Source organism: Duganella sp. 3397 (assembly GCF_031456625.1).
Taxonomy (GTDB): domain Bacteria; phylum Pseudomonadota; class Gammaproteobacteria; order Burkholderiales; family Burkholderiaceae_D; genus Rugamonas; species Rugamonas phyllosphaerae.
On sequence record NZ_JAVDVB010000005.1, the window covers coordinates 295,111 to 307,005 of the forward strand.

Consider the following 11,895-nt stretch of genomic DNA (forward strand, 5'->3'; position numbering starts at 1 on the left):
TAAATGAAGAACAAAATGATTTTCGGGTTCCACGCGGTGACCTCGCGCTTGCGTCACGAGGCCTCGTCGGTGGAAGAGATTTTTATCGACGCCACGCGCGACGACCGCCGCATGAAGGACCTGGTCGCCAACGCCAAGGCAGCCGGCGTGCGCATCATGCCGGTCGATTCGGCCCGCCTCGACAAGATCGTCGGCACCCGCCGCCACCAGGGCGTGATCGCCTTTGCGTCGCAGCTGGCGCTGGCGCGCAACCTCGATGAACTGCTCGACGCCATCGACGGCCCGCCGCTGTTGCTGGTGTTGGACGGCATCACCGATCCGCACAACCTGGGCGCCTGCCTGCGCGTGGCCGACGGTGTCGGCGCGCACGCGGTGATCGTGCCGAAAGACCGCGCCGTGGGCCTGAACGCCACCGCCGCCAAGGTCGCCAGCGGCGCTGCCGAAACCGTGCCTTACATCACGGTGACCAACCTGGCGCGCACGCTGCGCGAACTGAAAGAGCGCGACATCTGGCTGATTGGCACGTCCGACGACGGCGAAAAAGGCTTGTACGAAGCCGACTTCACCGGCCCGACCGCGCTGGTGATGGGTTCGGAAGGCGAGGGCATGCGCCGCCTCACGCGCGAAACCTGCGACGTGCTGGTGAGCATTCCAATGTTCGGCTCGGTCGAGAGTCTGAACGTGTCGGTGGCGTCGGGCGTGTGCCTGTACGAAGCGCGCCGTCAGCGTATCGCCAAGGAAGCGTAACCGCAAAACCAATGGGGGCGGACCCCGTACGGGCGCTGTTTACCCCTGAGACCCATGGGGTCGGACCCCGTACGGGCGCTGTTTACCCCTGAGACCCATGGGGTCGGACCCCGTACGGGGTCCGACCCCGCTGTGCCGGGGGTTCCTCCGGCGCATCCCCTCCAGATACGCTACCATACGCGTTTCCGTTGTCACTCGAACACCCATGTTCCACCACCTGCGCCAAGACATCAACAGCATCATCGAACGCGACCCTGCTGCGCGCAACGCCTGGGAAGTGCTCACCTGTTATCCGGGCCTGCAGGCCATCGTCATGCACCGCTGGGCGTCGTGGTGCTGGTGGCATGGCGCCAAGTGGCTCGGCCGCTTCATCTCCTATTGCGCGCGCATTATCACCGGCATCGAAATCCACCCCGGCGCCACCATCGGCCGCCGCGTGTTCATCGACCACGGCTTCGGCGTGGTGATCGGCGAGACCGCCGAAATCGGCGACGACTGCACCATCTACCAGGGCGTCACCCTGGGCGGCACGTCGCTGCACACCGGCGCCAAGCGCCACCCGACCCTGGGACGCGGCGTGATCATCGGCGCCGGCGCCAAGGTGCTCGGCGGTTTTACTGTCGGCGACTACGCCAAGGTGGGTTCGAACGCGGTGCTGCTCAAACCCGTGCCGCCGGGCGCCACGGCGGTCGGCAACCCGGCCCACATCGTGCAGAAGGATCTGCTCAATGCCGCCGCCAATCCGTTTGCTGCCTACGGCGTCACACCCAACGGCGACGATCCGCTGTCGAAAGCGCTGCGCAGCCTGATCGAAAACGCCGTGAAGCAGGAAGCGCGCATCGAGCGCCTGGTGGCTACCATGTGCGCAGCCGGGCTCGAGTGTCAGGGCGTGCCTGAATGTGATAAATTAAATTCCGATCAATTGAACAAGCTCGTCGAATAACACGAATAACCACAAGAAGGAACGCTGCAGATGGAAACTACGCCCGAAGGCCTCGAGATACTGGACCCGTTCGAGTTGCGCGTGCTGGCCGTGCTGGCCGAGAAGGAAGCGCTCACGCCCGACAACTATCCGCTGTCGCTCAACGCGCTGGTGAACGGCTGCAACCAGCTGTCGAGCCGCGACCCGGTGATGTCGATCTCGGAAGACACGGTGGCCGAGGTGCTGCAGCGGCTGATGCAGAACAAGTACGTCAACGGCATCACCCAGGCCGGCGCGCGCGTGACCAAGTACGAGCACCGCCTGCGCATCAAGTTTTCGCTCGAGCAGGACAAGCTGGCGGTGCTGACCATGCTGATGCTGCGCGGTCTGCAAACGGCCGGCGAAATCCGCACCCGCAGCGGCCGCCTGCACGACTTCAAGTCGGTGGCCGAGGTGGAACATGCGCTGCAATTCTTGATCGACAAGTATCCGCCGCTGGTGTCGAAACTGCCGCTGGCGCCCGGCACCAAGGAGCCGCGCTACGGCCACCTGCTGGCCGGCGAAGAAGCGCTGGCACGCGAGGAAACTGCGGCCAGCCTCGGTGGGTCTGTCGGTGGTGCGGGGCAGGGAACAAAAATCGGCGCGCTGGAGCAGGAAGTCCAGCAACTGCGCCGCCAGGTCGAGGACCTGACCGCGCAGTTCGCAGAGTTCCGCCAGCAGTTCGAATAACGACAAACGCCGCAAGCGCCGCAAGCGCCTGATCCAGCCTTCAGAGCAAGGCGCAGCGACGAAGGCAGTACGAAAGTACGGCGAGGAGTTGCAACGCCGCGCTGGAGGCTGGGTCAGGCGCTAGCCTTCTTCGCGGCGGCGGCGCATGCGTATCGCCACCGCGATCATCGCAATTCCGGCCGCGACACCGATCCACAGCCCCACGTTACCCAGCGTCGACCACGAATACATGAAGGCGGAAGCCGCTGTCGGCAGTCCATGCTCTTCCGACAGCACCAATGTGCGACCGTCAAACCATACCCACGAACCCGGCACCACGCCCAGCAATACCCGGTTGGTGATATTGCTGATGAACCAGCCGACGTTCAGGTCGAAGCCCAGCATCTTCTGTCCCCACACCATCAGCAGCGCAGCGCCCAGCGGCAGGCCTACGGCCCACACGAACACTTTCGAACGCACCATGCTCGAGATCATCAACAGCCAGCCCACCGTCGGCAGCGCCCACAGCACATACACCGGCAACAGGCCCAGCACGCGCAGCGGCGCCAGGTACAACTCGGGCGTGGCCAGCAGGTCGCCGAACAGCACCGTGCCATGCAGCGACAGCTTGATGACCACCGCCAACAGCAGGACCAGCGACAGCGCCAGGGCGATGCCCACCACGATCAGCGGTGCCACCACCAGGGCAGTGAAGGCCTTGGACAGCACCGTGGTCCGGTCCGATACCGGCAGCGACTTCCAGAACAGGATGCTGCGGTCGCGGCGTTCGTCGTTGAGCGCCCCCAGGCAATAGAAAAACACCAGGAAGCCGAGCACCATGTACACCGGCACGGCGGCGACGATATAGCCTTGCGCCAGCGTGTCCACCAGGCTGGCGCGAGCCTGGCCGTGGATGCTGACGGTGAGGCTCTGGGCGGCGGCCGCCTCGCCGGAAAACTGTACCTGCTTGCCGAGGAAAATCGCCAGCAGCGCCAGCGCCGCGATCATTCCCGCGACCACCACCGGCGTCCACACCAGCATGCCCTTGTGTTCCCACAGTTCGCGCTTGACCAGCCATTTCATGGTTTTCATTGTGGTTGTCCTTTCATGGTGGCGACAAACAGGTCGGCCACGCTGGGGGTGCGCACCTCGCCGAAGGTGGCTAACTGGGTACGGTCGGCGCGATCGAACAGCATCACCGACTTGCCGAACACGGTGCGCTGCGAGATCGGTCCCAGCGCGCTGGCCACGGCCACGAACTGCGGCTCGACCATCACCTCGGTAAAGCGTTCGCCCACTTCGTCCATGCTGGCGGCGAGCGCAATGCGGCCGTTCTCGATGAACATCAGGTCCGACAGGATGTGCTCGACTTCCTCGATCTGGTGGGTGGTGATGACGATGGTCTTCTGGTCGTCGAAATAGTCTTCCAGCAGGTTCTGGTAAAACTGTTTGCGGTACAGGATGTCCAGGCCCAGCGTGGGCTCGTCGAGCACCAGCAGCTTGGCGTCGATGGCCATTACCAGCGCCAGGTGCAGTTGCACCACCATGCCCTTGGACATGGCGTTGACTTTCATGTTCGGCGTGAGCTTGGTGCTGGCGATGTACTGCTCGGCGCGGGCGCGGTCGAAGCGCGGGTGCACGCCGGCCACGAAGTCGATTGCATCCTTTACTTTGAGCCATTTGGGCAGGATGGCGACGTCGGCAATGAAGCAAACGTCGTTCATCAGCAGTTCGCGCTCGGTGCGCGGGTCGCGGCCCAGCACTGACAGCGCGCCTTCGAACGGTGTCAAGCCGAGGATGGCCTTGAGCGTGGTGGTCTTGCCCGAGCCGTTGGGACCGACCAGGCCGACGATGCGGCCGGCGCCGATGGTAAAGCTGGCGTTGTCGAGCGCGACCTGTTTGCCGTAGTGCTTGGTCAGGCCGGTGGCAGTGATCACGGGCGAGTTGTTCAGTTCGGCATTCATGGCTGCGCTCCTGCTGGTGTGGTCGTGGCGGCGCCGAGCAGGGCAGCGGTGTCCAGCCCCAGGCGGCGGATGCGTTCGAGCATGGCCGGCCATTCCTCGCGCATGAAGCGCTCGCGTTCGCTCGCCAGCAATTTGTCGTGTGCGCCTTCGGTTACATACATGCCTAATCCCCTGCGTTTTTCCACCAGCGCCTCGTCCACCAGTTCCTGGTAGGCCCGCGACACCGTGATTGGGTTGAGTTGATAATCGGCCGCCACCTGGCGCACCGAGGGCAGGGCATCGCCTGCCTTGAGCAAGCCGTCGAGCATCATGCCGACCACCTTGTCCTTCAACTGCCGATAAATCGGCGCGTTGTCATTCCAGCCTGTCGTTGACATACATGGAGTCCTCTATTGATGTGGTGTTGTAGTGAACTATAACACTAAAAATCAAGAAGGCAACGGTGCTGTGGTCGTCGTTGGTTTCACGCCGTTTCGCGTTGGAGTTGCAAGGCGTTCGGCAGCGCCGCGCCCGACGCCGTGTTATCGAAGATGCACCAGGCCGCGCGCCCGGCAAGGTATGCCGCCACGTCGCGCAGGTACTCGTCGGCGTACGACGAGTAATACATGCGCGGGCTGCCGTGCAGGCGGACGTACACCATCTCGGTCGTGGGCACGAACGGCCCTGCTGTGCCCGCCGGCGGATCGGCGATCACGCGCGTGATGGCGTGGGATTGCAGCAGCGCCGTGGCGTCGTCGTCGAACCAGCTGCCGTGGCGGGCTTCGCAGGCGAGGGCACAAGAGAAATGCTGGCGCAGGCCGGTGAAGAAGGCGCTGGCCACCGCGGCATCAAACCGCAGGCTGGGGGGCAGTTGCACCAGGATGCAGCCGAGCTTGTCGCCGAGCGTGTTGGCCTGGCCGGCAAATGCAGCGAGCAACGTCTCGATATCGACCAGGCGCTGGTCATGGCTGATGCTGCGCGGCAGTTTGACGGCAAAGCGGAAAGCGGCCGGCACGCTGGCCGCCCAGCGCGCGTAGGTGGCGGGCTGGTGCGGCTTGTAAAACGACGAATTGATTTCTACCGCGTTGAGCACGCGCGCATAACGCTCGAGATGGCTGCCGTCGCCGGGAAACGAAGACGCCACGTCGCGGCCGATACTCCAGCCGGCGCAGCCGATGCGGATGGTGGTGTTCATCGGGGGATTGTAGGGCGCCGCGCAAAATCGCGTCGCCCGCATTCTAGCGTGATGGGCTACGTATAATCAATTACGTAAAAATACGTAGATCGAATAATTATTGATTTGCATAATGATTATTCACATTGCCGAGAATAAAAATCATTTTAATTTCCGATGGATAATTTGAATATATTTCTCAGAAATTTTAATTTCTGGAAATAAAAATATTAAAGCAAATTAACTTGAAAAACTTTTGTGCACTGCAAAAGTCCATGCTATATTTATTACCAAGCTCAACGCCAGACAAGTCCTCCACCCATGCCAGGCGATCCTTCGGCAAGGCAGAGCAGGACGCGGCACGCGGAATAACCGCATCGCCAGCATAAAAAACTTTGTTTTCATCTTCGTTATTGTTTTATCCCAGCTCATCCGGGAGGACGTCCTGCGCCTTGATGTAAAGCGCTGGTCGCCATTCACACTTTTACATGGACGCCCATCATGAAGAATCTTAAATATGATATTCCGGCCGCCCTCGTGGTCTTTCTCGTGGCTTTGCCACTGTGTCTCGGTATTGCGCTCGCTTCCGGCGCACCGCTAATGTCGGGGATTATCTCCGGCATTATCGGCGGCATCGTGGTGGGGGCGCTCAGCGGCTCGCAGACCAGCGTCAGCGGCCCGGCTGCCGGCCTGGCGGCGGTGGTGCTGGCGTCGGTGACCAAGCTCGGCGGCTTCGAGATCCTGCTGGTGGCGATCCTCATCGCCGGCGCTTTGCAAGTGGTCATGGGGCTGTGCCGCGCCGGCTTCATTGCCAATTACGTGCCGTCGAGCGTGATCAAGGGACTGCTGGCGGCGATCGGCATCCTGCTGATCCTGACCCAGATTCCGCACGCGTTCGGCTACGATCCGAAGAACGCCGACAATTTCTCCTTCTTCCAGGGCAATGGCGAGAACCTGGTCTCGATGCTGGGCCGGGCCGTCGAATTCATCACGCCGGGTGCGCTGGTCATCTCGGCATTGTCGATATTGATGCTGGTCTACTGGGGCAAGACGCCGCTGGGCAAGTTCAAGATGCTGCCGGCGCCGCTGTTCGTGGTGGCGTTCGCCATCGGCCTGAACGCTTTCTTTGCCGCGTTCGCGCCGTCGCTGGCAGTGACCGCCACCCACCTGGTGGACCTGCCGCAGCTCGACGCCAGCAATCCCGGCGCCTTCCTGCTGCTGCCCGACCTGCGCCACCTGGCCAACCTCGACGTCTGGATGGTGGGCATCACGATTGCCATCGTGGCGTCGCTGGAAACCCTGCTCAACGTGGAAGCGGTGGACAAGGTCGATCCCCTCAAGCGTGAAACCCCGGCCAACCGCGAATTGCTGGCGCAAGGCGTGGGCAATATGCTGGCCGGCCTGTGTGGCGGCTTGCCGGTGACGTCGGTCATCGTGCGCAGCACCGTGAACGTCCAGTCGGGCAACCGGACCAAGGCCTCGGCCGTGCTGCACGGCATGTTCCTGCTCGGCGGTGTACTGTTGCTGAGCCCCGTGCTGAACATGATTCCGCTGGCAGCGCTGGCGGCGATCCTGATCACCACCGGCTACAAGCTGGCCAACGTGGCGGTGTTCCGCGAGATGTACCGCAAGGGCGGCACGCAATTCATGCCGTTCGTCATTACTGTGGTGGCGATCGTCGCAACCGACCTGCTGACCGGCGTGGTGATCGGCCTGGCCGCCGGCCTGTTCTATCTGCTGCGCAGCAACTTCCGCAACCCGTACTCGCTGCAGCAATACAAGCTGCACATCGGCGACGTGATCAAGATGGAGCTGCCCAACCAGGTCTCCTTCCTGAACAAGGCCACCATCAAGGAAGCGCTGTGGAATATCCCGGACGGCTCGCAAGTGGTGATCAATGCCTCCGCCACCGACTATATCGACCACGATGCGATGGAAGTGATCGAAGACTACCGCACCGTGGCGGCCGAGCGCGACGTGCAACTGAGCGTGGTGGGCCTGCGCGAAGTGTATCGCCAGGATGCGCCCGACCAGTTCGTGCCGGTGCTCGACCACGCGACGCAGAAAAAGCTGGCGCCCGAAGCCGTGCTGCAAGTGCTCAAGGAAGGTAACCAGCGCTTCCGCGAGGGACGCCGCTTCGAGAACGATTATGTGCACCAGGCCAGCGCCACGGCCGGCGGCCAGCATCCGATGGCGGTGGTAGTCAATTGCATCGACTCGCGCACGTCGCCGGAAATCATTTTTGATGCCGGCCTGGGCGACCTGCTGACCATTCGCATTGCCGGCAACGTGATCAGCCGCGAAATCATCGGCAGCCTGGAAATTGCCGCCAAGCTCGGCGCCAAGCTGATCGTGGTGAAAGGCCACTCGTCGTGCGGCGCGATCGGCCTGGCCATGCAGCAGGAAGGCTCGCACAGCATCGGCGCCATTACCGGCAAGATCCAGTGGGCGATCCACCAGTGCGGCGACCACGCCCACCTGGGCGACAAGCAGCTGCGCGACCGCGTGGCGCGCCACAACGTGGAAAACTCCCTGGCCGAAATCATCGACGGCAGCGAGTTCCTGCGCGCAGCCATCCGCCGCGGCGAGATCGGGCTGGTGGGCGCCTTCCACGACATCGCCTCGCGCAACGTCGAGTTCGGCGAGCTGGTCGTGCCCGATACCTTCGATCCGCAGCGTCCGCTCCATATCGCCGCCTAGTCAAGTCCGACAGGCTGCCGGGACAGCGCGCTGCAGCTCGGTCATAATGGCGCCATCCCCATCGATGGAACCACCTCATGACCAAGCTGAAACGCTATTTTTCACTGTCCCTGTCGCTGCTGCTGATTGCCGGCGTGCTGTCGGCCTGCTCCGCCCTGATCGGCCCGCGCGACATCGAGGTCCGGCAGGAAAAGCTGCAGCAGAACCTCGATCGCAAGTTTCCCATGCACCACCGGGTGCTGGGCATCTTCGACGTCGAGCTGAGCCACCCGCAACTGGCCATCCTGGCCGAGAACAACCGGGTGGCGCTGACCTTCGACCTGAACGTCACGCCGCTGCTGGCGCGCCAGTCGTGGCGTGGCAACATGGCCATCTCCGGCCGCCTCCAGGTCGACCCGGTGCGCAACACCATCTACATCGCCGACACCCACGTCGACCAGTTTGCGCTCGACAATATGGACGCGGGCAAGCAGGCCCAGTTGGCCAGCGTGGCCAACCTGCTCAGCGACACGTTGGTCAAGAATGTGGCCGTGCATACGTTCAAACCGGAAGACTTGCGCTACGCCGGCGTGCAGTTCGAGCTGACCGCCATCGATACCCGCCCCGGTGCGTTGCTGGCGCGCTTGCGGCCAGCCGAACCAGGCCGTGCAGGCAGGTAAATCCGGCCGCGCGCCCGGTCTTAGGGATCGGGCGCTTGTGATGGCGCGTTGAAGCTTCTACAATCGCTTCCTTGAAGATACTGTAGAGGCAGCAATGGAAATTTTTGGCATCGGCATCCACATCCTGGTGGCGATCTTTTTTGCCGTGCACGCGGTGCGCAACGGCCAGCCGATTTACTGGCTGCTGATCCTGTTCATGTTCCCGCTGATCGGCAGCGTGGTGTATTTCATCGCCATCTACCTGCCCAGCTCGCGCATCAACCAAGGCGCGCGCAAGGTGGCCTCGGTGGCGGTCAAGACGCTGGACCCGGGCCGCGAACTGCGCGAGGCGCGCGAAGCGTACGAGTACACGCCCACCGCGCAAAACCAGATGCGCCTGGCCAGCGCGCTGCTCGAAGGCGGCAACGCGGCCGAGGCGGCAACCACCTACGAAGCCTGCCTGCAAGGCCCGTTTTCGGGCGACCTGGAAATCCGCTTCGGCGCGGCGCGCGCCACGTTCGCTGCTGGCCGCGCCGACGATGCCGTCAGCCACTTGCAAACCATTCGCGCCGCCAACGATGGTTTCCGCGCCGAGCAGGTATCGCTGTTGCTGGCGCAGGCGTGGGCAGCTGCCGGACGCCAGGACGAGGCCCGTGCCGAGTTCGAACATGCGTTGAGTCGCTACAGCGGTTTTACCACCCAGGCCGAATACGCGATCTGGGCGGCGGGCGCAGGCGACACCGACAAGGCCCGCGCGCTGGACGTGGAATTGCGCCGCACCATCGAGCGCTGGACGCCGCAGACGCGCGACCTCAACCAGCCGCTGATCAAGCGCCTGAATGCGGCGATGGCGGGATTGCGGTAAGCCTCAAACCCGCACGGCAAAGCTGGGGACGGACCCGGTACGGGGTCCGTCCCCACTCGCCGCAGCAAGCGTATTGTTACAGTGATGGAGGGGTAACAGCCCCATCGAGGCCATGGCGCGTGATCACGCCCGCGCCGTCGATGGCAATCCAGCCACCGCGCGGCGGCGTCGCTGCCGGCTCCCAGTCGGGCAGCACGTAGCGGCGCGTGTCGCCGACCAGGTGCAGGGCAGGGCGGTGGGTGTGGCCGTGGATCATGACGCGGGTATCGGTCTGCGCAAACAGGTCGGCAATCGCCTGCGGCGTCACATCCATGATCTCGTAGGCTTTGGTGCCCTGGTCCTTGCGGCTGTTTTCGCGCATGCCGGCGATGATCGCCTTGCGCTGCGCCAGCGGCATCGCCAGGAACTGCTGCTGCCAGGCTGGTTGCCGCACCATGGCGCGGAACTCCATGTACTTGACGTCTTCGGTGCACTGGGCGTCGCCGTGCACCAGCACCAGGCGCTGGCCGCCGATCTCGGTGATATACACTTCCGGCAGCAGGGTTGCGCCAGCGGCGGCGGCAAAGTCTGCGCCCACCAGGAAATCACGGTTGCCGGCGATCCAGTAGATGGCCGTGCCCGCATCGCTCACGCGGCGCAGCGCGGCAATGATGTGTTGGTTGAAGGGATCGCTGATGTCGTCGTCGCCGGCCCAGTATTCGAACAGGTCGCCGAGCAGGTACAACTGGGGCGCATGCCGCGCATGGCGTTCCAGGAAATCGTGGAACGCTGCCGTGATGGCGGGCTGCGCGGCCTGCAAGTGCAGGTCGGAGATGAACAGCGCGCTTGCGTCGGACGCGCGCGCGCCGGTCAGGGTATTGCTCATCAAGAATTACGCAGCCAATTCGATGCTTTCGATGATCACGTCTTCCGCTGGCACGTCGGCAAACATGCCGCTGCGGGTGGTTTTGACTTTGCGGATTTCGTCCACGATCTCGGTGCCTTCGACAACTTTACCGAACACGGCGTAGCCCCAGCCGTCCTGGCCCGGGTAGTCGAGGAAGGTGTTGTTCTTGATGTTGATGAAGAATTGCGCCGATGCCGAGTGCGGCGCCGAGGTACGGGCCATGGCCAGCGTGTATGGCTCGTTTTTCAGGCCGTTCTTGGCTTCGTTTTCAACGGTGGCGTCAGCTGGCTTTTGCTTCATGCCTGGCTCGAAACCGCCGCCCTGGATCATGAAACCGTCGATCACGCGGTGGAAGATGGTGTTGCTGTAGTGGCCGGCGTTCATGTACGACAGGAAGTTTTCCACCGATTTAGGCGCCAGTTGATCGTTCAGCTCGGCAACCATTTTGCCCTTGTTGGTGGTGATGATGACTTTGGTCATGATGTTCCTTGATGAGGTTAAACAATGAGGTTTAAAAATGCGGTTTAAAAAGCGGCTGGCCGCTATTCTACATTTTTGGGCTGAATCGGGGTTTTCAAAATGGTTGCAGACTTGACGATGATGGGCGTGACCGGGATATTCTGGAACATGCCCTTGTCGTCCACCAGCACGCCCTTGATCTTGTCCACTGTCTCGCGGCCGTCGATCACCTTGCCGAACACCGTGTAGCCCACGCCGTCGCGGCCGGGGAAATTCAGGGCCTGGTTATCGGCGACGTTGATGAAAAACTGCGAATTGGCCGAGTTGGGATCGTCCATGCGCGCCATGGCGATCGTGTAGGCGTCGTTGGACAGGCCGTTTTGCGATTCGCTCGGGACATTCTTGCGGGTTGGCTTGCTCTTGAGCTTTTCGTCGTAGCCGCCGCCCTGGATCATGAAGCCGTCGATCACGCGGTGGAAGATGGTGCCCTTGTAATAGCCGGACTTGACGTAGGCGAGGAAGTTATCGACCGATTTCGGTGCTTTTTCGCGGTCCAGTTCCACCACGATGTCGCCCATGGTGGTCTTGATTTGCACTTGCGGCTGCGCGGCTGGCTCGGCCGCAGCTGCGTTGGCGGACAGGGCGACAGCGCCGGACAGGGCCAGGCCGGCGAGCAGGGCGCTGACACGGCCGAACAATGAAGGCTGGGTTTGATGCATGTGGACTTCCTTTAGTGGACTATGCGGTTTTTATCAATGCTATACTTCTCCAAAACCATGCCATTCTACCTGCTGGCAGGTGGAAACAATAACACTACCGAGGCCCGGCAGTGGTCCATCACAACGCGCACCCC

The 11,895-nt window shown here is 62.6% G+C and carries 13 protein-coding genes; 6 read left to right on the forward strand and 7 right to left on the reverse strand.

The genetic code is table 11. The features are described 5' to 3' along the window. The first annotated feature begins 3 nt into the window (after positions 1 to 3). From rlmB to J2X54_RS17825, 3 genes are all read left to right on the forward strand, one after another. The gene (gene rlmB, locus J2X54_RS17815; protein ID WP_019922191.1) at positions 4 to 747 is read left to right on the forward strand and encodes a 23S rRNA (guanosine(2251)-2'-O)-methyltransferase RlmB; all 744 of its coding nucleotides are present in this window, start codon (positions 4 to 6) and stop codon (positions 745 to 747) included. Positions 748 to 952: 205 nt separating this feature from the next. Beyond that, positions 953 to 1,690, forward strand: a complete 738-nt coding sequence (gene cysE, locus J2X54_RS17820) for a serine O-acetyltransferase (protein ID WP_310182362.1) — start codon at positions 953 to 955, stop codon at positions 1,688 to 1,690. 30 nt (positions 1,691 to 1,720) lie between these two features. Then, positions 1,721 to 2,398, forward strand: a complete 678-nt coding sequence (locus tag J2X54_RS17825; RefSeq protein ID WP_070250865.1) for a YceH family protein — start codon at positions 1,721 to 1,723, stop codon at positions 2,396 to 2,398. A gap of 120 nt (positions 2,399 to 2,518) precedes the next feature. Here J2X54_RS17825 and J2X54_RS17830 read toward each other — a convergent pair whose 3' ends face one another. From J2X54_RS17830 to J2X54_RS17845, 4 genes are all read right to left on the reverse strand, one after another. Further along, complete coding sequence (locus J2X54_RS17830) at positions 2,519 to 3,469, reverse strand: hypothetical protein (protein WP_310182364.1); 951 nt, start codon at positions 3,467 to 3,469, stop codon at positions 2,519 to 2,521. Further along, on the reverse strand, positions 3,466 to 4,341 hold the full coding sequence (locus J2X54_RS17835) for an ABC transporter ATP-binding protein (protein WP_310182365.1): 876 nt from the start codon (positions 4,339 to 4,341) through the stop codon (positions 3,466 to 3,468). The genes J2X54_RS17830 and J2X54_RS17835 overlap by 4 nt, the downstream gene beginning before the upstream one ends. After that, entirely contained in the window at positions 4,338 to 4,718 is a 381-nt protein-coding gene (locus J2X54_RS17840) for a GntR family transcriptional regulator (RefSeq protein WP_310182367.1), read from the reverse strand. The genes J2X54_RS17835 and J2X54_RS17840 overlap by 4 nt, the downstream gene beginning before the upstream one ends. Before the next feature lie 86 nt (positions 4,719 to 4,804). After that, complete coding sequence (locus J2X54_RS17845) at positions 4,805 to 5,515, reverse strand: DUF72 domain-containing protein (protein ID WP_310182368.1); 711 nt, start codon at positions 5,513 to 5,515, stop codon at positions 4,805 to 4,807. A gap of 480 nt (positions 5,516 to 5,995) precedes the next feature. On the opposite strand from J2X54_RS17845, the gene J2X54_RS17850 reads away from it, so the two are divergent. From J2X54_RS17850 to J2X54_RS17860, 3 genes are all read left to right on the forward strand, one after another. Next, positions 5,996 to 8,194 (forward strand): SulP family inorganic anion transporter, encoded by a 2,199-nt coding sequence (locus J2X54_RS17850; protein ID WP_310182370.1) that lies wholly within the window; start codon positions 5,996 to 5,998, stop codon positions 8,192 to 8,194. Between the two features lie 77 nt (positions 8,195 to 8,271). Continuing rightward, positions 8,272 to 8,853 (forward strand): DUF1439 domain-containing protein, encoded by a 582-nt coding sequence (locus J2X54_RS17855; RefSeq protein WP_310182372.1) that lies wholly within the window; start codon positions 8,272 to 8,274, stop codon positions 8,851 to 8,853. A 94-nt stretch (positions 8,854 to 8,947) separates the two neighbouring features. Further along, the gene (locus J2X54_RS17860; RefSeq protein ID WP_310182374.1) at positions 8,948 to 9,697 is read left to right on the forward strand and encodes a tetratricopeptide repeat protein; all 750 of its coding nucleotides are present in this window, start codon (positions 8,948 to 8,950) and stop codon (positions 9,695 to 9,697) included. Positions 9,698 to 9,773: 76 nt separating this feature from the next. Here the strand turns inward: J2X54_RS17860 and J2X54_RS17865 are convergent, their stop codons facing one another. From J2X54_RS17865 to J2X54_RS17875, 3 genes are all read right to left on the reverse strand, one after another. Then, the gene (locus tag J2X54_RS17865; protein WP_310182376.1) at positions 9,774 to 10,562 is read right to left on the reverse strand and encodes a UDP-2,3-diacylglucosamine diphosphatase; all 789 of its coding nucleotides are present in this window, start codon (positions 10,560 to 10,562) and stop codon (positions 9,774 to 9,776) included. Between the two features lie 6 nt (positions 10,563 to 10,568). Continuing rightward, positions 10,569 to 11,063, reverse strand: a complete 495-nt coding sequence (locus tag J2X54_RS17870; RefSeq protein WP_070250856.1) for a peptidylprolyl isomerase — start codon at positions 11,061 to 11,063, stop codon at positions 10,569 to 10,571. A gap of 62 nt (positions 11,064 to 11,125) precedes the next feature. Further along, positions 11,126 to 11,761 carry a peptidylprolyl isomerase gene (locus J2X54_RS17875; protein ID WP_310182378.1) on the reverse strand — a complete coding sequence of 212 codons (636 nt, stop codon included), beginning with the start codon at positions 11,759 to 11,761 and terminating at the stop codon, positions 11,126 to 11,128. Between the last annotated feature and the right edge of the window lie 134 nt (positions 11,762 to 11,895).